Origin of the sequence: Promicromonospora sp. NPDC050249, assembly GCF_040656015.1 — a bacterium.
In the GTDB taxonomy this organism is placed as follows: domain Bacteria; phylum Actinomycetota; class Actinomycetes; order Actinomycetales; family Cellulomonadaceae; genus Promicromonospora.
In genome coordinates this window covers 99,158-121,724 of the sequence record NZ_JBFAKY010000019.1, presented here as the reverse complement: position 1 = coordinate 121,724, position 22,567 = coordinate 99,158, and the positions used below count along the sequence as shown (strand labels likewise).

At 72.7% G+C, this 22,567-nt stretch carries 21 protein-coding genes and 1 tRNA gene; 6 read left to right on the top strand and 16 right to left on the bottom strand.

The window, feature by feature from the left end; genetic code table 11:
* Positions 1–150: 150 nt before the first annotated feature.
* From AB0I32_RS16945 to AB0I32_RS16915, 7 genes are all read right to left on the bottom strand, one after another.
* Positions 151–1,254 (bottom strand): hypothetical protein, encoded by a 1,104-nt coding sequence (locus AB0I32_RS16945; protein WP_357507994.1) that lies wholly within the window; start codon positions 1,252–1,254, stop codon positions 151–153.
* Positions 1,251–2,270: a glutamate ABC transporter substrate-binding protein gene (locus tag AB0I32_RS16940; protein ID WP_357507992.1), complete on the bottom strand. Its 1,020-nt coding sequence runs from the start codon at positions 2,268–2,270 to the stop codon at positions 1,251–1,253. Before AB0I32_RS16940 ends, AB0I32_RS16945 begins: the two co-directional genes overlap by 4 nt.
* Positions 2,267–3,589 carry a hypothetical protein gene (locus tag AB0I32_RS16935; RefSeq protein ID WP_357507990.1) on the bottom strand — a complete coding sequence of 441 codons (1,323 nt, stop codon included), beginning with the start codon at positions 3,587–3,589 and terminating at the stop codon, positions 2,267–2,269. The genes AB0I32_RS16940 and AB0I32_RS16935 overlap by 4 nt, the downstream gene beginning before the upstream one ends.
* Positions 3,586–4,962, bottom strand: a complete 1,377-nt coding sequence (locus AB0I32_RS16930; protein ID WP_357507988.1) for an AAA family ATPase — start codon at positions 4,960–4,962, stop codon at positions 3,586–3,588. Before AB0I32_RS16930 ends, AB0I32_RS16935 begins: the two co-directional genes overlap by 4 nt.
* Positions 4,959–5,537 carry a hypothetical protein gene (locus AB0I32_RS16925; protein WP_357507987.1) on the bottom strand — a complete coding sequence of 193 codons (579 nt, stop codon included), beginning with the start codon at positions 5,535–5,537 and terminating at the stop codon, positions 4,959–4,961. Before AB0I32_RS16925 ends, AB0I32_RS16930 begins: the two co-directional genes overlap by 4 nt.
* A gap of 20 nt (positions 5,538–5,557) precedes the next feature.
* Positions 5,558–6,778: a toxic anion resistance protein gene (locus AB0I32_RS16920; protein WP_357507985.1), complete on the bottom strand. Its 1,221-nt coding sequence runs from the start codon at positions 6,776–6,778 to the stop codon at positions 5,558–5,560.
* 222 nt (positions 6,779–7,000) lie between these two features.
* Positions 7,001–7,540, bottom strand: coding sequence for a YbhB/YbcL family Raf kinase inhibitor-like protein (locus AB0I32_RS16915; RefSeq protein ID WP_357507983.1), 540 nt, complete (start codon positions 7,538–7,540; stop codon positions 7,001–7,003).
* A 61-nt stretch (positions 7,541–7,601) separates the two neighbouring features.
* Here AB0I32_RS16915 and AB0I32_RS16910 point away from each other — a divergent pair, with 61 nt between their 5' ends.
* The 5 genes from AB0I32_RS16910 to AB0I32_RS16890 all read left to right on the top strand — a co-directional run bounded on the left by AB0I32_RS16910 (position 7,602) and on the right by AB0I32_RS16890 (position 13,605).
* Entirely contained in the window at positions 7,602–8,321 is a 720-nt protein-coding gene (locus AB0I32_RS16910; RefSeq protein ID WP_357507981.1) for a GntR family transcriptional regulator, read from the top strand.
* Positions 8,322–8,472: 151 nt separating this feature from the next.
* Positions 8,473–10,128: an ABC transporter substrate-binding protein gene (locus AB0I32_RS16905; RefSeq protein ID WP_357507979.1), complete on the top strand. Its 1,656-nt coding sequence runs from the start codon at positions 8,473–8,475 to the stop codon at positions 10,126–10,128.
* A 38-nt stretch (positions 10,129–10,166) separates the two neighbouring features.
* Positions 10,167–11,108 carry an ABC transporter permease gene (locus tag AB0I32_RS16900; protein ID WP_357508000.1) on the top strand — a complete coding sequence of 314 codons (942 nt, stop codon included), beginning with the start codon at positions 10,167–10,169 and terminating at the stop codon, positions 11,106–11,108.
* Complete coding sequence (locus AB0I32_RS16895) at positions 11,105–11,947, top strand: ABC transporter permease (RefSeq protein ID WP_357507977.1); 843 nt, start codon at positions 11,105–11,107, stop codon at positions 11,945–11,947. Before AB0I32_RS16900 ends, AB0I32_RS16895 begins: the two co-directional genes overlap by 4 nt.
* Positions 11,944–13,605: an ABC transporter ATP-binding protein gene (locus AB0I32_RS16890; RefSeq protein WP_357507975.1), complete on the top strand. Its 1,662-nt coding sequence runs from the start codon at positions 11,944–11,946 to the stop codon at positions 13,603–13,605. Before AB0I32_RS16895 ends, AB0I32_RS16890 begins: the two co-directional genes overlap by 4 nt.
* Positions 13,606–13,616: 11 nt before the next feature.
* Here AB0I32_RS16890 and AB0I32_RS16885 read toward each other — a convergent pair whose 3' ends face one another.
* The 9 genes from AB0I32_RS16885 to AB0I32_RS16845 form a co-directional block, all read right to left on the bottom strand.
* Positions 13,617–14,846: a sulfotransferase gene (locus AB0I32_RS16885; protein ID WP_357507973.1), complete on the bottom strand. Its 1,230-nt coding sequence runs from the start codon at positions 14,844–14,846 to the stop codon at positions 13,617–13,619.
* On the bottom strand, positions 14,843–16,150 hold the full coding sequence (locus AB0I32_RS16880) for a hypothetical protein (protein ID WP_357507971.1): 1,308 nt from the start codon (positions 16,148–16,150) through the stop codon (positions 14,843–14,845). The genes AB0I32_RS16885 and AB0I32_RS16880 overlap by 4 nt, the downstream gene beginning before the upstream one ends.
* A 168-nt stretch (positions 16,151–16,318) precedes the next feature.
* Positions 16,319–16,702, bottom strand: a complete 384-nt coding sequence (locus AB0I32_RS16875; RefSeq protein ID WP_357507969.1) for a TIGR03618 family F420-dependent PPOX class oxidoreductase — start codon at positions 16,700–16,702, stop codon at positions 16,319–16,321.
* A gap of 52 nt (positions 16,703–16,754) precedes the next feature.
* Entirely contained in the window at positions 16,755–17,255 is a 501-nt protein-coding gene (locus AB0I32_RS16870; protein ID WP_357507998.1) for a helix-turn-helix domain-containing protein, read from the bottom strand.
* Entirely contained in the window at positions 17,138–17,587 is a 450-nt protein-coding gene (locus AB0I32_RS16865; protein WP_357507967.1) for a DUF6597 domain-containing transcriptional factor, read from the bottom strand. The genes AB0I32_RS16870 and AB0I32_RS16865 overlap by 118 nt, the downstream gene beginning before the upstream one ends.
* Positions 17,588–17,610: 23 nt before the next feature.
* Complete coding sequence (locus tag AB0I32_RS16860) at positions 17,611–19,221, bottom strand: ATP-dependent DNA ligase (RefSeq protein WP_357507965.1); 1,611 nt, start codon at positions 19,219–19,221, stop codon at positions 17,611–17,613.
* A 189-nt stretch (positions 19,222–19,410) separates the two neighbouring features.
* Positions 19,411–20,556 (bottom strand): winged helix DNA-binding domain-containing protein, encoded by a 1,146-nt coding sequence (locus AB0I32_RS16855; protein ID WP_357507963.1) that lies wholly within the window; start codon positions 20,554–20,556, stop codon positions 19,411–19,413.
* A gap of 60 nt (positions 20,557–20,616) precedes the next feature.
* Complete coding sequence (locus AB0I32_RS16850; RefSeq protein ID WP_357507961.1) at positions 20,617–21,315, bottom strand: RraA family protein; 699 nt, start codon at positions 21,313–21,315, stop codon at positions 20,617–20,619.
* Between the two features lie 113 nt (positions 21,316–21,428).
* A complete protein-coding gene (locus tag AB0I32_RS16845) occupies positions 21,429–22,313 on the bottom strand; it encodes an alpha/beta hydrolase (protein WP_357507959.1) in 885 nt (294 codons plus the stop codon).
* A 125-nt stretch (positions 22,314–22,438) separates the two neighbouring features.
* On the opposite strand from AB0I32_RS16845, the gene AB0I32_RS16840 reads away from it, so the two are divergent.
* Positions 22,439–22,512: transfer RNA gene (locus tag AB0I32_RS16840), tRNA-Arg, on the top strand.
* The last annotated feature ends 55 nt before the right edge of the window (positions 22,513–22,567 follow it).

Here is a 22,567-nt window from a genome sequence, read left to right as displayed (position 1 = left end):
TAGAGGCGTCCGGGTCCTCGCTGGTCCACGACGCCGCGACCTCGGCGAGCGCGTCGCCTGCGGGGTTGCCCCCGGCGGGCGTGCCGCACACGTCGCAGTAGCCGTCCTCGATGGTGCCGGTGCAGCCGGGCTCGGCGCAGGCCTGTGTCGTCATCGGTGTCCCTCCGGGAGATCACGCACTAGCGTCTCGAGCTGCTCGGTGAAGTGCCGTGCCAGGGCCAGGTCGCAGGGCGTGGCGTCGAGGGCTTCGCGTGCCTCGTCCTCGCCCGCCTTCACGGTGGACGACGCCGCCCGCCCGTTGCCCTGGGCTTTTGTCATCAGCTGCTTGACGCGGTAGCGCAGCTCGGCACGCTCGCGCAGGGGCGCGGTGTAGGCGTCCTCCACCCTCGCCATCGCCCGTTCGACGGCGCCCAGCCGCTGGACGTACGTCTTGAGGTGGTCGGGTTCGGTCGGGACCTCGCCGAGCCGGGCCACGTCCGGGATCGCGAGCCGCGGCGGGTCGGTGATCTCCCGGCGGCAGCGTTCCGCGACCTGGCTGAGCACGGGCGCCCGGTCGGCCAGGGTGGTGCGCAGCGCGACGGCGCGGTCCCGGTCCTTGGCGAGCGACCGGCGCCGGGCCGTTGCCACGATGAGGTCGCGCTCGACGCGCGCCGTGTCGTCCTCGAGTGCCGCGAGCGGCCCCGTGATGTCGGCGCCGCGGGCGGCGTCGGACCTGAGGCGGGCGTGCCGGTCGCGCAGGCGGGCGACCACCGCGTCGTCCTCGGTGTCCGCGGAGGCGAGCGCGGCGTCCTCGGCCCGGACGAGGCCGGCGGCCAGGGAGCGCAGGCGGGCGGTCACGTCGGCGGCGTGCGGGTCGAAGGAGAGCCGGGCCGCGAGCTGGTCGGCCTGCGCGTCGCACAGGCGCGCGGCGTCGACCAGGGAGAGCAGCGAGGTCGCGGGGTCGCCGCCCAGGCGGCCCCAGATCAGCTGGGACATGCGCTCGCGCGCGACGGCGTCCGCGCGGCCGGAGTCCCATACCGTGACCAGCTCGTCGGTGCGCGTGCGCACCGCCTGCCACAGGGTCAGCGCCAGCACGACGTCGGCGGTGACACCCTCCGCGCCCGACTGGCGCGCCGCGGAGTCGAGCCGGTCCAGGTCGGCGCGCCGTGCGTCGAGCCAGGCCTGCAGGTCCGACAGGTAGGTCAGGAGGTCGGTGGGTTCCGCGGCGATCCCCAGGGCACCGGGTGGCGCCGGCGCACGCTGGGTCCTGCTCACGGCGTCCGTCCGTACACCGGGCTCGGCGCGGCGGGCGCGGGCCCGAGCGCATCGCCCAGCCAGCGGTCGTAGGACTCCTCCCACTGCCCGCCGGCGATCATGTCCTCCAGCACGCCGTTGACGAACCGCACCATGTCCGGCTGGTCGGCGGGGATGCCGACGCCGTAGGGCTCGTCGCTGACGGCGTCGCCGACGACCTTCGCGTACGGGTCCTGCGCGGCGAAGCCGGCCAGGACGGTGTCGTCGCCGGTGATGGCGTCCACCTCGCCCTGCTGGAACAGGACGAGGCACGTGGTGTGGGTGGCGGCGGGCACCGCCTCGACGCCCTCCCACCCCCCGAGCCGCTCCAGGGTGGTGGTGCCCTCGGGTGCGCAGACCCGCTGCCCCTCGAGGTCGTCGACGCCCGCGACCTTCGAGGTCGATGGCACCAGGAGCTTCTGGCCCGCGTGGTAGTACTCCGCCGAGAACGCGATGTTCTCCCAGCGGTCGCAGTTGATGGTGAAGGCGCGCGTCACGATGTCGACCTGGTGCTCGGCCAGCACGGTCTCGCGGTCGCCCGACGTGATCACGCGGAACTCGATCTTGTCCGGGTCCCCCAGGATCGCGTCGGCGATCTGCCGGGCGACGTCGATGTCGAAGCCCTCGATGTCGCCGGTGAACGGGTCGCGCGAACCCATGAGCAGGGTGTCGGCAGAGACCCCCACCCTGAGGGCGCCGTGCTCCCGGATGGCTGCCATGGTGGAGCCGGACGTCACCTCGGGGTTGCCCTCAGGGTCCAGCGACGCGACGGCGGGCCGCCCGTCGGCGCAGTCCTCTGCGGCGGCCGCGACGCCCGACGTCGCTCCACCGGCGGCGGCCTCAGGGGCTGACTCCTGCGTGGAGTCCTGCGCCACGGAACCAGCGCCGGCCGCGCCGGTGAGCAGGTGCGTCGTCGGTTCGGGCGCGCACGCCGCCGTGGAGCCGATGACGGCGAGCGCGACGAGGACGGCGACCAGTGGTCTGCGAACGGTGCTCATCGGTACTCCTTCAGGCGGACGTTCATCCCGGCGGCAGCGGCCACTGCCCCTGCCACACCGAGCACGAGGGCGATCCAGGCGGCTGCCTGCGCGGTGGTCGCCGCGGAGCCGAGCCGGTCGACGGCCTGCTTGCTGGTGGCCTCGACGTCCTCGTGGGCCCGGTCGGAGAACGCGGCGAAGGCCGCACCCGCCGAGCCGTCCCCGGTGGCCGTCGCCGCCTCGACCGCGTCGTCCCAGCGGCCGCCGTCGTCCAGCTCGCGGATCTCGGCGTGCTTGGCGTCCCACTCGTCCAGGAGGGACAGGGGGCCGGAGCCGTTGCCTGTCGCCTCGGCGGCCTCGGCCAGGAGGGCCTTCGCGTCGGTGACCGACGTCTGGTAGGACTCCTCGAAGTCCGCGCCTGAGCCACGCTTGATCAGCGTGAAGGACTCCATCGACTTGGCGTCGGTGGCCAGCGACAGCGCCTCCGACGTCGCCACGGTCGCCGCGTACGGGCCGCTGGCGACCGACCGGGCCACGCCGTTGCCACCCAGCACGGCCGCCACCGTCACGACGCCGCCGACCAGGAGCGCGACGCTCGCGGCCGCCAGCCCGGTGTTCAGGACCCGGTGCGTGCGGCGGGCGAGCCAGAGCTGGACGGCGCCCAGCGCCACGAGCGCCAGCAGCACGAACAGGAGCAGCGCCTGGGCGAGGGTGATGGAGCCCATGTCGGCGTCCACCCGCTCCGACGTCGAGATCGCCACCTCGTCGATGGTGGGCAGGACCTCGTCGCGCAAGGCCGCCGACGCCTGGTCCAGGTATGCCGCACCGACCGGGAAGCCCTGCCGGTTGTTCGCGCGCGCGGACTCGACCAGGCCCGCGTACCGCTGCACCGAGTCGGACACGGCGGCGAGGTCCGCCGCCTCCCCGGCGCCCCGCGCGGTGGCCGCAAGGGACGGGACGGCCTGTGCCGCCTCGGACAGGCTCGCCTCGTAGCGCTCGCGCGCCTCCGTGGGCTCCAGCCCGCCCACGAGGAACGCGTTGGTCGCCGTCGCGTCGGCCGAGACCAGGTCGTTGCGCAGCTCCTGCGTGCCCACGAGCTGGGCCGCGTCACGCTGCGCGTCGTGCAGCGCCGCCGACTGGCCGTTTCCCGCGAGGAACCCGGTGACGCCGAGGAGCAGGCAGGCGACGACGGCCACGGTCGTGGCCAGCGCGAGCTGGCCCGGGGTGGTCGTGAGCGCCGCCGAGAAGCGGCTGCGTCGACGGAGCAGGACGTCGTTGCGCGGCCCGGGGACCTCGCCGGGCTCGGTCAGCGACGGGTTCGTGGTCGGCGGTGCGGTCACGCGGTGGCCTCGCTGTCTGTGCCGATGTCCACGACATCCTCCAGGTCTTCCGGGACCAGCGTGCGGAGCTGGTCCAGCGTCGGTCGTTCAACGTCCCGCAGGCGCCAGGCGTGCCGGGCGATCGCGGAGTCAAGCACATTGCGGGCCCAGCGCCCGTTGCCGAAGCCCTCGCCGCGCGCCTGGTCGGCCGCGAGGCGGTCAAAACGCTCCAGCGTCTCCGGCCGTGGCTCGAAGTCGGCGGACCTCGTCATGTTCTCGAAGATCCGGCGCAGCTCGTCGGGGGAGTAGTCCTCGAACGTGATGGTGCGCGCGAACCGGCTCTCCAGACCCGGGTTGGTGCCCACGAACCGCGCCATCGGGCCCGGGTAGCCCGCCACGATCACCACGAGGTCGTCGCGGTGGTCCTCCATGTCCTTGACCAGGGTGTCGACGGCCTCGCGGCCGTACTGGTCCTCAGCCAGGGCGTACGCCTCGTCGATGAACAGGACGCCGCCGAGGGCGCGCTGGACCACCGCCGTCGTCTTCTCGGCGGTCTGGCCCAGGTAGCCGGCGACCAGCTCGGAGCGGTCGACCTCGACCAGGTGGCCCTTGTCGAGCAGGCCCAGCGCGCGGTAGATCCCGGCGACGAGGCGGCCCACCGTGGTCTTGCCGGTGCCGGGGTTGCCGACGAAGACCAGGTGGCGGGTGAGCGTCGGCGCGTTCAGGCCTGCTTCGCCGCGGAGGCGTTCTATGCGGAGGAGCTCGGTCTGGCGGCGGATCTCGTCCTTGACTCGTGCCAGGCCGGTGAGGTCGTCGAGCTCTTGGAGCAGCTCTTCGAGGGTTCGCTCCGGCTCTGGCTCGGGCCGGCGCGGTATCTCGGACCCCGCGGCCTTCGTAGCCAGGTCACCTGGGGTGGGGGGACCTGTGTCCAGGTGGTGGGTGGTTGGCAGGGGGCGTGCCGTCGGGGGCGACGCTGCCCTGTCCCGGCCTGCGGCGGCGCTGCGGTGGACTGCCTTGGTGCCCTCGGCTGCGGCTATGGCGCTGATGCTGGGGTCGCCCAGGGTTGCTGCGGCGTCTACGACCGTGGCCAGGGCTTCTGCGTACTGCTGCGCGTGGGGGGAGTTTCTGGTGATGAGCTCGGTGAGGAGGTCGGTCGGGGCGCTGCGCCAGCGGCGGGCGCTGACCGCGGCGTCGAAGAAGGGTTGGAGGCTGCCCGACGCCGTCGTCCGGCTGGACGTTGCCTTGAGCCAGTCTGCGGGGGCGCCCGGGGAGGACTCGGCTACCGCTGCCGCCAGACGTTCGGCCTCGGTGCGCGCGGCGGCGGCGCTCAGGCCGGCGGCGGTGGCTGTTGCGGCGAGGGCGTCCAGGGCGGTGGCGAGCGCCGGGGTGGTCATGGTGCTTCCAGAGGAGCGGGGCCCGATGCCTGGCCCTGGCCTGTTGATCCCGGGGCGGGCAGCGAGCCCGGGGTGGCGTTCGGGAGGGTGAGGGCTGACGTCGTGCCGAACTTCTCCTCGAGGAAGCGGCCGTGGGCCACGAGGGCTACGGCGTCGGCGCGGGAGACGGCGTCGGAGATCTTGTCGATCGTGGCGCCCAGCAGGTCCAGCTGGTCGCACAGGATCATGAGCGACGTCTTGCCACGGTCCACGACGCGCCGGTCGGCGAAGTCGCGGGGGAGGCGCAGGTAGGCGTCGACCGCCTCGGGCAGGTAGCTCGTCGCGGTGGCGACGACGGTGTGCGCCTGCTGGGAACCTGCGCCGAGCCGGTCCAGGCGCGGCGCCATCTCGTGCACGGTCTCGGCGACCCGCTGGACACGGGCGGTGACGGCCGCCGGCGCCTTGCCGGACGTGCGGGCCAGGACGGCGTCGACGGACGTCACGATCTGCTCGGTCGTGGGCGGGGCCGGGATGGGGACGGGCCGCGCCTCTTCTGCGGCGCGCCCGCCGCCGAGGAGTCGCCGCCACCAGCTCATGCCTGCCTCCGAGCCTGCGGTCACGGGGTGGTGAGGTCGAGAGAACCGCTCGCCACGCCGTCGGTGTTGGTGCGCCGTGCCCGCTCCACGTACTGGGAGGCCTTGGTCGTCTCGGTCTGGAGCACGCCGATGGTCTGAGACATCGAGTCGAGCGCCCGGACCTTGAAGTCGCTGATCGAGTCCATGGTGGCGTAGATGTTCGCGAACGCGGACTGCAGCTGCTCGATGCCGACGGTCGAGCTCGCGGCCTGCTCCTGGATGGTCGCCGACTGGTCGGCGAGCATCTTGGAGGTCGAGGCGATCATGTTCGACGTCGTCGTGTTCAGCGCGCCGATCTGGTCGAGCACGAGCTTCTGGTTGGCGAGCGCCTGCGCGACGATGACGGCGGTGCGGAGCGCGGAGACCGTCGTCGTCGTCGCCCGGTCGACGCCCTTGGTGAGTTCGACGTTGTTCTTGATGATGATGTCGATCGCGAGGTAGCCCTGGATCGAGACGGCGAGCTGGGTGAGCAGGTCCTGGTGTTTCTGGCGCACGTAGAACAGGACGTCCTCGGACAGCGCCTTGGCCCGCTCGGGCTCGGCGATCTGGAGCTCGGCAATCTTCGCGGAGAGTTGCGCGTCGAGGCGCTCGGCCACGTAGATGTACTGGTTGAGCCGCGCCATCGTGTCCCAGAGGTTCTGCTTCTCCAGGTTGAGCGCCGCGTTGTCCTTGCGGAGCTCGTCCTGCCCGTTGTAGAGGGCCTGGATGATGGCGTTGAGCTGGCCCTGCGCGGACTCGTAGCGGCGGAAGTAGTCCTGCAGCTTGTCGCCGAACGGGATGATCCCGAGGATCTTGCGGCCCACGCTGGCCTCGGACGGGTCGAGGTCCTCGACGGTGCGGCGCAGCTCCAGCAGGGTCTGGCCCACCTTGGAGCCGTCGGCGAGCCCGCCCTCCTTCAGGGCTCGGACCGGCGTGGCGAGCAGCCGGTTGCTGGAGTCAGCGGCCTGGCGGATGTCCTGGTCGCCCATGGTGCGCACGTCGTCGGCGCGCTTGGCGAACTCTGGGCTCTTGGTGTCGGCGCTCAGCAGGCCGTCCAGGTAGGTAGCCACCTTCTGGTCGAGCGCGGGCGCGACGGCGGGGTCCACCTTCGGGGCCATCTTGGGGGCCTGCGTGGTGGCGACGGCCTGGACCGGGTTGGGCGCGCTCAGCACGAGGGGCTCGGCTGCGGGAGCAGGCGGTTGAAGCGGCATCGGCTCGGTCATCGGTGCTCCTCGTGATAGGGCGTCCGAACGCGGCGAGTATATGCGGGGAGCCGCTGTCGCAGGGAGGGAAAACGCCTGGGTGCGGGGTGAGAACGTCGGGGCGTGCCGGGGAGTTCCCGGGAGCCGACGGACGGTTGTCCACGCCCTCCGCCGGGCGCGGCGGTGTGGGCCAGGCGGAGACCCGGCCCACACCGCACGGCCACGTGCTGCAGGGGCGGGGAGTCAGGCGGCCGGGGTCTCGGCGGTGGCCACAAGGGTGGCCCGGCCGAGGATGTGGGACGCCATGGTGAAGCCGAGGAACGCGGGGGTGGCGTCGTCGGGAACGCCGAGGTCCTCGGTGTCGAGGGCGTGCACGGTGATGAAGTACCGGTGCGCGCCATGGCCGGCGGGCGGTGCGGCCCCCAGGTAGCGGGGCGCGCGGGCGTCGTTCGGCAGCTGGGTCGCGCCCTCGGGGAGCCCTGAACCCGTCTCGTCTCCCGCGCCCTCGGGCAGCTCCGTGACCGCGGCCGGGATGTTGGCGACCGCCCAGTGCCAGAAGCCGGAGCCGGTGGGGGCATCGGGGTCGTAGACGGTCACCGCATAGCTCTTCGTGGCGGCCGGCGCGCCCGTCCAGGTCAGGTGGGGCGACCGATCCTGGCCGCCGGGCATGCCGAAGAGACCGGACAGCTGCGCCGCGGGAAGTTCGCCTTCGTCGTGCACGGTCTGGCTGGTCAGCGTGAACGTCGGCACCAGTGGGAGCCTGGCGAAGGGGTCGTTGCTCATCTGCGCTCCAATCGAAGATCGATCAACTAAGGAATGATCGATTATTTGCTACGCTAGCCCGATGGAAGCCGAGAGCGCAATCGAACCGACGCATCGCTCGCCGTCGGAACGTCTGTACGCCGGGGTCCGCACGCGGATCCTGCACGGAGACTTCGGGCCCGGTGCGGCGCTCAAGCCGCGGGAGCTGGCAGACGCCGAGGGTGTGAGCCTCGCGGTCGCCCGGGAGGCCCTGCTGCGGCTCGTCGGCGAGGGCTTGGCGGTGCGGTTGCACAATCGCGGGTTCGCGGTGCCGTCGATGGACGCCGACCGGTGGCAGAAGATCGCGGAGGCCCGGATCGCGACGGAGCCGGTCATGCTCCGGATGTCGATGGCCCGGGGCGACATCGACTGGGAGGCGCGGGTCCACGCGGCCCACCACCGCTTGAGACGCACCCCGGTCTGGACGGAGGGCGGCCCCTTCTACTCCGACGAGTGGTCAGAGGCCCACCGCCAGTTCCACCGGTGTCTCCTGGAGGGCTGTGCGAACGACATCCTCCTCGACCTGTTCGACCGGACGTGGGTCGCCAGCGAGCTCGCCCGCCGCTGGTCCACGTCTGCGATGCCCCGTGGCGTCCCGCTCCGTAGCGTCCAGCCCCGCGACGGCGTCGCCGAGCATGCCGCGCTGGAGGCCGCCGTGCTCGCGCGCGACGCCGACCGCGCCGTCGACCTGCTCGTCCAGCACCTCACGCTGACAGCGGAGAGTCTGCGTGCCGGTCATGGTCACGGTGCACCGAACGGCTGAGCTTCGCGGCCGCCGAGGGGAATGACCCACCTGGCCGGTGTGGTGCGCCTCACCTGGGGCCGCTGGACGGAATACGCCCGGCCGGGCGCACGGTTTGGGAGCATGAACGTAGTCGTTCGGAACACCTTCCAGACAGGATGCACACGTAGCCATGCCCTTGCGTCGGTTCTCCCGCCCGCGTGCCGTCGTCGTCGTCACGGCCACGGTCGCTCTCCTGCTCGCCGCCTGCTCACCCGGGGGAGGGACGCCGGAGGAAGCTTCCGGCGAACCCGTCGCGGGCGGGACCCTCACCTACGCCTCGGGTGACGCGGAGCCCTCCTGCCTCGACCCGCACGTCGGCGGCAACTACCCGCAGGCGCTCATCGCCACCCAGTACCTCGAGTCGCTCGTCTCCCTCGATGAGAGCGGCGAGGTCATCCCGTGGCTCGCCACCGAGTGGCAGGAGAGTGACGACGGCCTGAGCTGGGAGTTCACGCTCCGGGAGGACGTCGAGTTCACCGACGGCACGCCGTTCGACGCCGAGGCGGTGGCCGCCAACATCGCGCACGTGCAGGACCCGGCGACGGCGTCGTCGACCGGCTACCTCGCCCTGGCGAAGATCGAGAACGTGGTGGCCGTGGACGACCACCACGTCCGGCTGGAGCTGACCACGCCCGACAGCGCGCTGCTGGAGTCGCTCTCGCAGATCTGGGTGGCCATGGAGTCGCCCAAGGCCCTGGAGCGCAGCCAGGAGGAGAACTGCGCCTCGCCGGTCGGCACCGGCCCGTTCGTCGTCGACGCGTGGGAGCGCCAGGACTCGGTGACCCTCGTACGGAACGACGCCTACAGCTCTCCGCCGGCGGACGCCGAGGGCACCGGCCTGCCGTACCTCGAGTCGATCGTGTGGCGGTTCATCCCCGACTCCGCGAGCCGCTACGCCGCTCTCCAGTCCGGTGAGGTGCAGGTCATCGACAACGCGCAGCCGGACACCATCCGGTCGGCCGAGACCAGCGAGACCATCAAGGAGCTGGACGCACCCCGCCCCGGCGCGTCGAACCGGATAGAGCTCAACTCGGGCAAGGCGCCGTTCGACGACGAGCGGGTCCGCGAGGCGTTCATCCGCTCGGTGAACGTGGACGACGGCATCGACAGCCTGTTCTTCGGGACCGCCGAGCGCTCGTACTCGCCGCTGTCCGGCGTCGAGCCGCTCGGCCTGAGCGAGCCCGAGCTCTTCACCGTCGACACCGACGCGGCTGCCACCCTGCTCGACGAGGCGGGCTGGGCCGAGCGCGACGCCGACGGCTACCGCGTCAAGGACGGCGAGCGCCTCACCCTCGACTTCCCGGTGAGCACCAACCAGTCGATCCCCGCCGAGCAGTCCCTGTTCGAGCAGATCCAGGCGGACGCGAAGACGGCGGGCTTCGAGGTCAGGCTCCACCCGCTCGACCTGTCCAGCTGGTACGGCGCGCTCGCCGAGAACGACTACAACCTGGTCAGCGCCCCGTACACGAAGGTCGGCCCGGACGTGCTGCGGATCCTGTACCACTCGGCGAGCATCGAGCCCGCGCCGAGCGGCTACTTCGCGAACCTCGCCCAGGTGGACGACCCCGCGCTCGACGACCTGCTCACCCGCGCCTCCGCGACGAGCAACCCCGACGACCGCAAGAGCCTGTACGAGCAGGCGCAGCGGATCATCCTCGAGGGTTACTACATCCTGCCGCTGTACGACCAGCAGAACCACTTCCTCTACTCGACGACGGTGCAGGGCCTGCGGGCGATGCCAACGGTCTCGACGCCGACCTTCACCGAGGCCTGGCTGACGTCTTGACGCTTCCCGTCCCCACCACCGGGGCACGCAGGAGGCCGGTGCCGGGCAACCGGCGCTGGCTCCTCCTGCGGGCCGGTGGGGTCGTGTTCGTGCTCTGGGCCGCCGCGACCATCACGTTCTTCGCGCTCCGGCTGGTCCCGGGCGACCCCGCCGAGGCGATCCTCGGCGGGCCTGGCTCGCAGGCCGGGCCGGAGGCGCTGGAGCAGGTACGCCGCGAGTACGGCCTCGACCAGCCGCTCGTCGTGCAGTACCTGACCTACCTCGGCCGGCTCGCGGCCGGCGACCTCGGCCGGTCGTACTCCCTGCACAAGCCGGTGGCGACGGCGATAGGGGAGCAGTTCGGCGCCACGCTCACCCTCGCGCTCTGCTCGCTCGTGCTCGCGTGGGTGCTCGCGTGCGCGCTGGCCGCCTGGAGCGTGCGGGGCGGGCGGGTCGCCTGGGCCATCGGGTCGGGGCTCGAGCTGGTCGCGGCGGCCGTGCCGCACTTCTGGCTCGCGACGGTGCTGATCCTGTTCTTCAGCCTCACGCTCGGGATCCTGCCGCCGGTCAGCGTGCCGGGGCCGCTCGGCATCGTGCTGCCCGCGCTGACGATGGCGATCCCGCTGGCCGGGTTCCTCGGGCAGGTGATGCGCGAGTCCCTGCTGACCGCCATGGAGTCGCCGTTCGTCACGACGGCACGGGCCCGCGGCGAGAGCGAGGTCCGGATCTTCTGGCGGCACACGCTGCGGCACGCCGCGATCCCCGCCGTCGGGCTGTCCGGCTGGGCCTTCGGGTCGCTGATCAGCGGCGCGGTCGTCGTGGAGTCGGTGTTCGCCCGGCAGGGCCTCGGCCGCAGCCTGCTGTCGGCGGTCCAGCTGCGGGACGTCACGCTGGTGACCGGCATCGTGCTCGTCGTGGCGCTCGCGTACACGGTGATGACCCTCGTGACCGATCTCGCCGACCGGGCGATCGACCCGCGGGGACGGGCGGTGGCCGAATGAGCCGTCCGCGCTCCGCCGTCGAGCGTGTCACCGCGTTCCGCCCTACGGCTGCCGAGGCCCTCGCCGGGCTGGTCCTGCTCCTCCTGCTGGTCGCGGCGCTCTGGCCGAACCTGCTCGCCCCGGGCGACCCCCTCGCCGTCTCGCGCACCGACGCCTTCCAGCCGCCCTCGCTCGCGCACCTCTTCGGGACCGACGAGTCCGGCCGCGACATCTACACCCGGGTGATCCACGGGGCCGCGGAATCGCTCCGGATCGGTGTCCTCGCGACGGCGATCGGCATAGGGCTCGCGACGGTCCTCGGCTTCGCGGCCGGCCTCGGCCCGCGCTGGCTCGACTTCGGCACCACGCGGCTCGTCGAGGTGCTCTTCGCGTTCCCCGGCCTGCTGCTCGCGCTGCTGTTCATCGTGGTGACGGGGCCGGGCGTGGTGAGCTCGACGATCGCCGTCGGCCTGGCCACCGCACCCGGCTACGCGCGGATCATCCGGTCCCAGGTGCGCCGGACGGCGGCCGCCGAGTTCGTCGAGGCCGCGCGCGTGCTGGGGCGCGGCCGGCTCTGGATCATCGTCCGGCACATCCTGCCGAACGTGACCGCCGCGCTGTTCGTGCTCGCGACCCTCGGGCTCGGGCAGGCGGTCATCTGGGTGTCCTCGCTGAGCTACCTCGGGCTCGGGGCCGTGCCGCCCGCCGCGGAGTGGGGCGCGATGCTTGCCGCGGGCCGCACCTACATCGCGAACTTCTGGTGGATGACGTTCTTCCCCGGCCTCGCGATCGTCGCGAGCGCCGCTGCGGCCACCGTCATCGGGCGCGGCATCCAGAAGCGGAACAGGAGCGCGGCGTGAGCGATCCGGTGCTGTCGATCAAGGACCTCGTCGTGGAGTTCTCCGGACGGCGCGTCGTCGACGGCGTCAGCTTCCGGGTGGCGGCCGGCGAGTGCGTCGCGATCGTCGGCGAGTCGGGCTCGGGCAAGAGCGTCACCGCGCGCAGCATCGTCGGCCTCGCGGGGGAGGGCGCACGGGTCACCGCCGGGGAGCTCACCGTCGCCGGGCAGGACGTGCTCTCGCTGTCCGGCAGGCGCCTACGCAGCCTGCGGGGCGGCACGGTCGGCCTGATCGCGCAGGACGCGCTCGTCTCCCTCGACCCGCTGCGGCCCGTCGGCCGCGAGATCGGCGACACGCTCGCCCTGCACACCGGGCTCGACGCCGCCGCGCGCCGCGCGCGCACCATCGAGCTCCTCGACCGCGTCGGCCTGCCCGACGCCGAGCTGCGGGCCCGCCAGCGCCCCGGCCAGCTCTCCGGCGGCCAGCGGCAGCGCGCCCTGATCGCCGCAGGGATCGCGGGCGAGCCGCGGCTGGTCATCGCCGACGAGCCGACCACCGCGCTGGACCAGCCGGTCCAGGCCGGTGTTCTCCAGCTGCTGGGGAAGCTGCGCGACGACGGCACCGGTGTGCTGCTCATCAGCCACGACCTGTCGGTGGTGCTGGGCATCGCCGACCGGGTGCTGGTGATGACCGACGGCGCCGTGGTCGAGGAGGGCACCCCGGCGGAGGTCTTCGAGCGGCCCCGGCACCCGTACACCCGCAAGCTGGTGGCCGCCGTCCCGGCGGGCGTCCCCCGTGGCACGCCGCTGTCGGCCGCGGCCGGCTCCGCCGTCGGCGCCGAACGTACGAGCAGTCGCGGCACGGCGGCTGATCAGGCGACGAGGCCTACGTTCGGCGACATCCTTCTCGAAGCACGGGGGCTCGCGCGGACGTTCCACGTCGGCGGGCGCGAGATCGTCGCCGCCCGCGACGTGTCGTTCTCCCTGCGCGCGGGGCGGACCTTCGGGCTGGTCGGGGAGTCCGGTTCGGGCAAGTCCACCAGCGCCCGGCTCCTCCTCGGGCTGGAGCGGCCCGACGCCGGCGAGGTCACCCTGCTCGGCGAGCCCTGGGTCCCCCTCCCGGAGGCCCGACGGCGCTCGCGCCGACCGCTCGTCGGCGCCGTGTTCCAGGACGCCCTCAGCTCGTTCGACCCGCGCTGGACCGTCGGTACGGTCCTCGCCGACGCCCTCACCCGCGGCCGCACGACCCGGCAGGGACCCCTCCGCGCGGAGATCGCCGAGCTGCTCGACACGGTGGGCCTCGATGCGGCGGTGGCCACCCGCCGTCCGCTGCACCTCTCGGGAGGCCAGCGGCAGCGTGTCGCCGTCGCGCGGGCGCTCGCGGCCGACCCCCGGGTGCTGATCCTCGACGAGCCGGTCTCCGCGCTCGACGTCTCGGTCCAGGCGCAGGTGCTCGACCTGCTCGACCGGCTCCAGCGCGAGCGGAACCTCGCCTACCTCCTCATCACGCACGACCTCGGGGTCGCGCTGCACATGAGCGACGACATCGCCGTCATGCAGGAGGGCCGGATCGTCGGGTCCGGCCCGGCGGCGACCGTCTTCGACGACCCGCAGCACTCTTACGTGCGGCTGCTGCGGGAGGCCTCGCCGATCGCCGTCGGGCGAGCCGACAGGGACTGACCCGGCCTGCTCTACATCTCCACCCTGGGCTCGGCGTCCAGCACGTCGAAGGTGTTCAGCAGGCGCAGGTAGGGCGCGAACGCCGCGTCCACCTGGTCCGGCTCCAGCCCGTAGCGCCGCATGTCGTACTGGTGCGGCTTCGACCCCGCCGGACGGGCGAGCACCTGGTCGAGCTGCGCCTGGTCGCTCGCCGTCCAGGTGGCCCCGATCGCCGCGTACACCCGGGGCACCTCCGTGTGCGGGTCGGCGCTCAGCGCGTGGTACGGCACGTCCACGATGGACGACGGCGGCAGGCTGAGCCGCGCCTCCAGCGCGTTGTTCACCCAGCTGACCATGGAGTCCATGATCAGCTGCCCGACCTCGAGCGGGTCCGGGTCCTTCTGGTACGGCGCCCACAGCGTCTCCACGAGGCTGCACGCCGAGCCGACGACGGTGCCCGGGTCGCGGTGCGTCCACACGAACGTGGCGTCCGGGAAGACCTTCCGGATCACCGTCATGTCGTTCAGGTGCGCCGGGTACTTCACGATCCACCGCTTGGACGGACGTCCGTGCTGCAGCACCTGCAGGCCCTGCTTGAGGCACTCGTAGTCGGAGGCCAGCTCTGCCTCGCTGCGCTGCGCGTACCAGGCACGGTACGAGGGCATGCTGCCGTGGAACAGCGGCCAGAAGGTGCCGTGCGGCATGAGCAGCAGCGACTCCTCCGGGTTCTCGGCGTCGAGCGGATGAATGTGCTTCAGCCCTGGCGCGAAGACCTTCGTGAGCATCTGCGCGCTCTGGTTGAACTTCTTGATCTCCCGCTTGGCGACGGCCGGGTCGGCAAGAGTCGTGTGCTGCATCTCCCAGGCCAGCGGCCCGCGGTGGTCGGGCGACGCCGCGAGCACCTTGTGGGCGAGGGTGGTCGCGGTCCGCGGCAGCCCGAGCACGAACACCGGGTTGACGATCTGCTCGGCGGCGATCTCCGGCCGTTCGGCGATCAGGCTCTTGATGCGCAGCCGGTTGGCGTAGCGCTCCTTGATCGTGCCGAGCGCGAAGAACCAGCCGACGGGCGTCAGCCGCGGCTCCTCGGCGATGCTCCCGAACACCCTGCCGAGACCTTCGGCGAGCTCACGGTCCTGGATGCCCGCGTCCTTCTCGACATCGGTCGCAGCCTTCGCCCAGGCGCCCGCCGGGTCCTCCCGCCCGCGGATGGCGGGGGCGAGGACGGTGTTGAGAACCTTGGAGGCTCGGGTGTTGCTGCTCACGATGTCCCTTCGAGTGCGGAGTCCTGCTCTGGGCGGAAGGCGACCGGGAGCGCCTCCAGCAGACGGAAACGGAAGTCGGGTGCCCACCGGAGCTCGTCCGCGCGCAGTGCGAGAGCGGGTGTGAGGCGGCGGTGCAGCGTCTCGGCCGCGGTGCGGACGATCAGGCGGGCGAGGTGTGGCGCAGGGCATGCGTGGGTGCCGACCCCGAAGGCGAGGTGGGCGCCGCTGCCGGAGCCGTCCCACGGACCCTCACCGCGGATGCTCGGGTCCGAGCCGACGGCGCCCACCGCGAGCAGCATCGCGTCGCCGCTCTGCACGAGCTTGCCGTCCAGCAGGAAGTCCTCGACGGCGATCCGGGGCGCCAGCGAGCTCACGGGCGGCGCGCTCCACAGCACCTCGTCCAGCGCCTCGTCGGTCCCGAGCCGTCCGCCCGCGAGCCGCCTGGCGAACTGCGCGTCGGTCAGGGAGAGGTAGAGCGTCTGTGCCAGCCAGGCCTGCAGGCCGAGGGCAGCGGTGGCGGTGAGCGACACGATGCCGAGCGCCGCCTCTGCGGTGCTCTCGTAGGCTGCGTGCCGGGCGAGCCTGCCGGCGGGGGTGGGCGTGCCGTCCGGCCGGCGGGCCGCCGTCTGCCCGTTGAGCAGGAAGCTCACCTCGTGCACGGTCGCCGCGGCGTAGCGTTCCGACGCCGGGCGCGTCGCGATCTCGAACACCTGCTTCGCGGTCGCGGCGTCGAACCCGAGGAGCGCGCCCAGCGTCAGGTGCGGCATCGGCGCGACGTACTCGCGCACCAGGTCGGCGACGCCGGTCGCGGCGAACCTGTCGATCAGCTCGTCGCACCTTTCGCGGGTGGTCCGGGCGACCTCCGCGTCGTCGATCACGCCGAGGACCTCGTCGAGCGGGGTACGGAGCCGGCCGTGCGTGCTTCCGTCGGCCTGCTCGACCGTCGGCCGGCTGACCGGCGCCAGCGGGCGGAGCAGCAGCGAGTTCGCGTCGGGTCCCAGCTGCTCGTGGCCGTTCCAGGTCCCGGTGGTCGTCGCGAGGGGGAACTGGCCGCGGGCCATCGCGACGATCGTCCGGTACTCCGTCACGAGCCACGCGCGGGTACCAGGCTCCAGCCCGACGGGGGCGACGTCCCCCCACTCCTCGCGAAGCCGGGCGTGCGCGGCTGCCGCGTCGGGCGACGCGGTCACCTCCGTGATGGACATGACGGTGGCCGGGTCGTCGAGCTTCAAGGGCCGGTGGGCGGGATCACCGCTGACGGTGTCGCCGATGCCGGCGATACCGTCGATCATGGTCGAGCTCATCGAGTCCCCGTCTGGGTCGGGTACAGGTTCCTGGTTCCGGCCAAACCTTGCCGGATATATACCTGTATGTCGAGATCCTTCGAGAATCCCGACGAGAACCGATGGCGGAGCGGCCAACCGGCTTCGGCAGAGTCGCCGAGGTCGGTTCCATGCGGTCTGACCTGGACCTTAGCCGACGCCGACGTTCTGTCGCCCCGCCTCGATGACGGCCACTATCCGTTCCTGACCGCGAGGGTAGGGCTCGCCGGTGTACTTCACGGCCAGCCGGTCGACGATTTCCCAGCCGGCGTCGCCGTCGAGCCATTCGACGACCCGGCCACGGACGACAACGGGCTCGAACGGGTTGTCGACCGGCGCGATCGAGAGCGCCACCCGGGGGTCGCGGCGCAGGTTGCGTGCCTTGCGCATGGTCGGTCCGGTGAAGAAGACGATCCGGTCGCCGTGGGTACCGATGAAGACCGGGGCCACATGCGGTGATCCGTCGGGCAGGACGGTGGCGAGGTGGGCGATGGAGACGCCGTCGAGCACGCGGCGTACTTCACGGTTCAGCATGTGGGGAGACTACGAGCGGCGGGCAGGCGGTTCTTGAACGAATCGCGCAGGCTCAGAGCCGCAGCGGTCGCCCGGTCCGGGTAGCCAGGAAGGGCCGGTAGGACGCCGCGTGCTCGTGGCCGCAGACGCACCGCTCGACGTCGCCGCCAAGGAGCTGCCGCGGGGTGCGGCCGGTCAGGCGGAGACACTCCCGGCTCAGGTGCGCCTGGTCCGAGTACCCGACGTCGACCGCCAGCCCGGCCGTCCCGTCCGTGCCGCGCCGGCCCGTGGCAGGGGCGCCGGCCTGGGCCAGTGCGAGGAATCCCTGGAAGCGCAGCGTCCGCTGCAGCACCTTCGGGCTCACCCCGACCGCGTGCAGGCAGCGGCGGCGCAGCTGGCTGGGGGAGAGCGCCAGGTGGTTGGCCAGGGCGTCGATGCTGACGGGGTGCCACGGCATCAGTGCCAGCACCGCTGCACCCACCAGCGGGTCCGTGCGGGTGCCGCTCCGGAGCTCCTGGAGCAGGTGCACCTGCAAGAGCCTGAGCGCCCGCTCCGGCGTCCCCGCCCGGGCCATCTCCTCCACGAGACGCTCCTCGGAACCACCCCACAGGTCCGCCAGCCCCAGTGCTGGTCGACCAGGTCGTCGAGCACCGTCGGAAGGCTCGGCGCTGCACCCGGCCGGAACCGTACGCCCACGATGGTGGTGCGCGCCGGTATGACCTCGACCTTCGGGCCGGTCAGGGGACCGACCAGCCGCGGACGGCCACCGATCGGGAAATGGAGCTCGACCCCTCCGGTGGGCAGATGCCGCTGCACGTACGGTGCCTCGCCCGTGCGCTGGATCCAGACCGTCCGCACGACCCCGGCGAGCGCGGGTACCGGCGGACGCTCCACGTAGGACTCCATGCCGGTCATCCTCCAGGCTGACGCTAGAAACCCGCCAGGGTTCGCACCGCCTCGATCGTGTCGGCCTCGGCGGCGCTCTTGTCGTCGCGGTAGCGCAGCACCCGTGCGAAACGCAGCGCGAGCCCGCCCGGATAGCGGGTGGAGCGCTGCAGCCCGTCGAACGCGATCTCCACCACCTGCTCCGGCCGGACGGTCACCACCCAGCCGTTGTCGTCGGTCTTGAGCTCGGTGAAGCGCGCGGTCTGCCACTCCAGCATCTCGTCGGTCATGCCCTTGAACGTCTTGCCCAGCATCACGAACCCGCCCTCCGGGTCGCGCGCACCGAGGTGGATGTTGGAGAGCCAGCCCTGCCGGCGGCCCGAGCCCCGCTCGACCGCGAGCACCACGAGGTCGAGGGTCTGCCGCGGCTTGACCTTCACCCAGCCCGCGCCCCGGCGTCCGGCCGCGTAGGGAGTGTCGAGCGACTTCACGACCACACCCTCCTGGCCCTCGCGCAGCGCACCCGCGAAGAACTCGGCGGCGGCCTCGGGGTCCGCCGTGACCAGACGGCGCACCGTGTGGGGCCCGGCTATCTCGTCGAGCACGGCGAGGCGCTCGCGGAGCGGGGCGTCGACCAGGTCGCGCCCGTCGGCGTGCAGCACGTCGAAGAAGTACGGGGTGAGCTGCAGCTGGGCGGCCAGCTCCACCTCCGACGTCGTCTCCTTGGTCGCGGACCGTGCGGCGGTCTCCTGGAACGGCCTGGGCACGCCGTCCTCCCCGACGGCCAGCGCCTCGCCGTCGAGCACCAGACGGTCGGACGGCAGTGCGCGCACCACCTCGACGATCTCGGGCACGCGCTCGGTGATGTCGTCCAGGGATCGCGTGACGACGCGTACGTCGTCGCCGAGGCGGTGCGCCTGGATGCGGATGCCGTCGAGCTTGACGTCGACGCAGAGCTTGGGGCCGTCCTCGCTGGAGGCATCGCCCGACCCCAGCTTCTCGAAGGCTGCCGCGATGTCCGGCGCCGACGCGGCGAGCATCGGGCGCACCGGCCGCCCGACCTCGAGCGTGAACGTCGCCAGCACCGCGAGCGGGTCCTCCGCGAGAAGGGCGGCGCTCGCCACGGGGCCGGTCGCGCCGCGCATCATGACGGCCCGGCGGACGGCGTCGGCGGGGGTGCCCGCCGCCTCGGCGACGGCGTCGACCACCACCGAGTCGAGCGCGCCCTGGCGCAGCTCGCCGGCGACCAGGCCGCGGAGGAACGCCTGCTCGCGTTCGGTGGCGGCGCCGAAGAGCTCTCCGGCCGCGGTGGAGCGGGCCTGAGCGGAACCCGGACCTTCGAGGGCTGCCATCTCGGCGAAGGCGGTGTCGACGTCGCGCACCGTGAGCGTGGCCGTTGCCGCAGGGGGTGGCAGGTCGCGCAGCGCCGCGTAACCGAGGCCGGTGCGCCGCTGGCGGAGCGCGCCTGCGAGGTAGGAGACGACTATCTCGAGGTCGTCGGCTGTGCCGGCTGTGCCGCCTCCGCCGTCCCGGGGCTCCGGTTGGCTTCCCGCAGCCGTACGGCGCAGCAGGTCGGCGATGGCCGCGCGCTTGGCGAGACGTGAGCGCGTGGCGGCGACGGCGTCGGACGTGGCGGCGACCTCGGCGAGCAGCATGCTCCATCTTGACGCGTCTTCAGTCGGGGCGCCGCTCTGTTGCGGCCGACCGCACGGATGACCATGCACCTGCTGCCAGGCTGGGCTGGATCCTGGCAGCAGGTGCATGGTCATGTCGCGGGCTCTCGCCGGGTCAGCGCTCCTGGGGTGCCCACCAGGTCAGGTGGCCCGCTGCCCCGGTCCTGAACCTCAGCCCAGGGGCCAGGCGGCCACCGCTGCCTCGATCGCAGCGCGGGCGTCTGCCTGGATTCCCGGCACGAGCTCGAACGGCGCCTCGCCCGACTTCGGTGCGCGGCGCCAGGTCCCGACCACGTGCCCGTCCAGGAGGACCGCCGGGCGGAAGATCCCGTTGACGAACGGGACGACGGTGCGCATCGCCTCGGCGTCCGCGACCAGCTCACGGTCCTGGTAGCCCAGGACGATCTCGTCGAACCCCGGCACGAGCAGCACGCCGGACGGTTCGGCGAGATCGCTGCCGGGGCCGGGTGCCGGCTCGGCGCCAGGGCCGCTCGGCGCCTGCCCGACGAGCATCACCTTTCCGTCGACGACCACCTCGGCGACGGCCTCCGGCTGTTCCGCACGCAGCGCGGCGACGGCGGTGCGCACCGGAACCTTGGGCAGGCCGAGCCACCACGCGAGGTCTTCGGTGGTGGCCGGCCCCCGGCTGGCGAAGTACGAGCGCGCGATGCGGCGCAGCGCCGTGTCCGGCTCCTCGGCCGGAACCTCGCCGAGCCCGGCGCCCGGTGACTCGACCATCAGCTGCTGCGCCCCCGCGAACGGACCCCAGTGCAGCACTCCCTGGACCCCGAGGGTGGCGATCAGGTGATAGCCCCGCTGCCCCTCGATGGGTAGCCCTGCCTGCTGCCACAGGTCGACCATCGCTGCGCGCGAGATGCCGCCGTCGGCGGGCGACGCCCTGAGCGCGTCGAGGGCGACCGCCTCGGCGCGGGCCACCACGTCGTCGTCCAGACCCTCGGTCTCGCGGACCCGGCGGCCCGTGCGCAGCATGCGCGCGCCGGTGAGCGAGAGGAGCGCGGCGAGGTCGCCCGGTGTGGTCGCGAAGAGGGTGCCGCGCTGGGTCCACCCGCGCACGAGCTCGCCGGCGTCGAACGCTGCGCGGACGTCGTCCAGCGTGGTGCCCTGGCGGGACCGGACGGCGATCGCCCGCAGCACGGCCGGCAGGTCCTGGCCCTGGAGTGCGACCATCCGGCGGACGACGTCGACGGGGGACCGGTCCGGAGTACCCGCGCCGCCGTCGGGCAGAGTGAGGCCCTGCATGCGCAGGCGAAGCCGGCGCGCGGCTGCGGGCGAGAGCTCGGTCGGTCCGGAAGACATGCGGGAAGGCTACGTGGCACGTCTGACACTCACCGGGTCAGCCGTCCGGGGGCCGCGCCCCTATTCCTCGATAGCGCCGCCGATGGCACGGAGGTGCTGGCGGAAGGTCGTACCGTCGCGGTCGCGTGCGGCGAGATAGTCGGTGAACCGGGTCTGCTCGCGGAGGCTGGTGCCGAGGTTCATGCGGATCGCCTGGTGGCGTTCGGTGTCGCGGATGGTTGCTGCGAGCTCCGCGATCTCGGTCGCGCGATCGAGAGGCAGGAACAGCACGCCGTCGTCGTCGCCGAGCACGAGGTCGTCGCCGGTGACCGTGTGGTCACCGAACCGTGCGGCGGTCAGGGCGTCCGCGGGCAGGGCGTCGAGGCGCTGCGGCCCGGCGGGGACGGCGCCCTGGCTGAACACCGGCAGGCGGATCGTGCGCAGGTCGCGGGAGTCGCGGTGCAAGCCCCAGATCACTATCCCGCCGAGTCCGGCGCGCTGGACCTCGAGGGTGATGAGGTCTCCGACGCATGCCTCGTCGGTTCGACCGTCGTTGTCGACCACGAGAATCTCGCCGGGCTCTGCCTGCTCGATCGCCTCGAGGAAGACGTCGACGCTGCCGACATGCCGCGCCGGCCGAGCGCGACCGATGACGCGCGCGCCCTCCCAGAGCGGGCGGACGTCCGCGGGCGCCTGCCGGACGGGAACACCGAGGCGCACCATCGCATCGGCGACATGGGGCGTGGTGAGGTCGAGGTACGCACCTTGCAGATCGAGCACGTCGGTCGGACTCCTTGGTCAGGCGCGCCGACGGGGCTCCCGGCGCTCGTCCGCGCAACCATATCGCCGCGCCTCCTGCCGGACCGTGGTCGCGGGCCGGTGCCAGGAGGCGGCTAAGGGCGGGGGTCGAGCGTCGAGGCAAGGAACTCCCGGGCCAGCCTGGTGAACTCCTCGGGCTGGTCGTAGGTGACGATGTGCCCGGCGTCCGCGATCGTGACCAGGCGCGATCCCGGGGCCGCCGCGGCCGCCGCGGTCAGCTCGGCTTCCCCCACGAGCGTGTCCTGGTCACCCCGGACCCACAGCGTCGGGACGGCCAGCCTCGACAGGTCGGGCAGGAGGTTCAGCCGCATGGAGAACGGCCCGTAGGCGTGGGTCTGCCAGTCGTCGAGCCCTGGTTCGCCGTGCTCGTCCTTGGCCCTGGCCTCCTCGACGGCCAGCCGGACGATGTCCTCGAAGTCCGGTGTGTCGGCGCCGGCGCTGAGGCTGGTGGTCATGGACCGCCGGACCAGCTCCGGACGCCGGGCGAGGTACCGGCTGGTCAGCCGCATGGCTCCGGGAGCGCGCAGGAACAGCCAGGTGAGGAGCTGCGCCGGACGCCGGGCGCCGATTCCCCCGGGCCCGACGGCGATCAGGGAGCTGACCCGCTCCGGGTGGTCCAGCGCGTAGCCGGTGGCGATGCCACCGCCCATCGAGAGCCCGATGATCCCCGTCCGCTGCAGGTCCAGGGCGTCCAGCAGGTCGTCGAGGAAGCGGCGGTAGAAGGCGTCGTCGAGCACGCCGCGCCAGGGCCGGCTGCCGCCGTGCCGGGGCAGGTCGATGACGTGCACGCGGTAGTCGGTCGCCAGCGCCTGCGCGACGCGGCGCCACACGCCCCGGGCGGTGTCGAGCATCGCGCCGTGGAGCAGGAGGAGCGGCGGCCCCGACTCGCCTGCCCGGTACAGCCGCACCGGGCCTCCGGAGACCGTCAGGTCGGTACGGGCGTCGAAGAGGTCGGTCACGAGGGCTCCTTCAGCAGGTCGGGTGCCATTGTCGCGCGGCACGGCGTCCGGCCGGACAGCTACTGCCTGGTGCGTGAATTGTTATGGTCAAGACGAGCCCGACCTGGGCTAAACTCGGCAGGCTTGCCTCCGTAGCTCAGTTGGATAGAGCGGGTCACTTCTAATGACTAGGTCGCGGGTTCGAATCCTGCCGGGGGCACCCAAGAACGTGGCGACGCCGGCTGTGGCGGGGTCCCGGCTCCCCGCCACAGCCG

Bases quoted from the DNA above. Each gene is read 5' to 3' on its own strand.
- AB0I32_RS16940 (WP_357507992.1), bottom strand. From the start codon at position 2,270: ATGAGCACCGTTCGCAGACCACTGGTCGCCGTCCTCGTCGCGCTCGCC.
- AB0I32_RS16930 (WP_357507988.1), bottom strand. From the start codon at position 4,962: ATGACCACCCCGGCGCTCGCCACCGCCCTGGACGCCCTCGCCGCAACA.
- AB0I32_RS16925 (WP_357507987.1), bottom strand. From the start codon at position 5,537: ATGAGCTGGTGGCGGCGACTCCTCGGCGGCGGGCGCGCCGCAGAAGAG.
- AB0I32_RS16920 (WP_357507985.1), bottom strand. From the start codon at position 6,778: ATGACCGAGCCGATGCCGCTTCAACCGCCTGCTCCCGCAGCCGAGCCC.
- AB0I32_RS16915 (WP_357507983.1), bottom strand. From the start codon at position 7,540: ATGAGCAACGACCCCTTCGCCAGGCTCCCACTGGTGCCGACGTTCACG.
- AB0I32_RS16910 (WP_357507981.1), top strand. From the start codon at position 7,602: ATGGAAGCCGAGAGCGCAATCGAACCGACGCATCGCTCGCCGTCGGAA.
- AB0I32_RS16905 (WP_357507979.1), top strand. From the start codon at position 8,473: ATGCCCTTGCGTCGGTTCTCCCGCCCGCGTGCCGTCGTCGTCGTCACG.
- AB0I32_RS16895 (WP_357507977.1), top strand. From the start codon at position 11,105: ATGAGCCGTCCGCGCTCCGCCGTCGAGCGTGTCACCGCGTTCCGCCCT.
- AB0I32_RS16880 (WP_357507971.1), bottom strand. From the start codon at position 16,150: ATGAGCTCGACCATGATCGACGGTATCGCCGGCATCGGCGACACCGTC.
- AB0I32_RS16875 (WP_357507969.1), bottom strand. From the start codon at position 16,702: ATGCTGAACCGTGAAGTACGCCGCGTGCTCGACGGCGTCTCCATCGCC.
- AB0I32_RS16870 (WP_357507998.1), bottom strand. From the start codon at position 17,255: ATGGCCCGGGCGGGGACGCCGGAGCGGGCGCTCAGGCTCTTGCAGGTG.
- AB0I32_RS16865 (WP_357507967.1), bottom strand. From the start codon at position 17,587: ATGGAGTCCTACGTGGAGCGTCCGCCGGTACCCGCGCTCGCCGGGGTC.
- AB0I32_RS16860 (WP_357507965.1), bottom strand. From the start codon at position 19,221: ATGCTGCTCGCCGAGGTCGCCGCCACGTCCGACGCCGTCGCCGCCACG.
- AB0I32_RS16855 (WP_357507963.1), bottom strand. From the start codon at position 20,556: ATGTCTTCCGGACCGACCGAGCTCTCGCCCGCAGCCGCGCGCCGGCTT.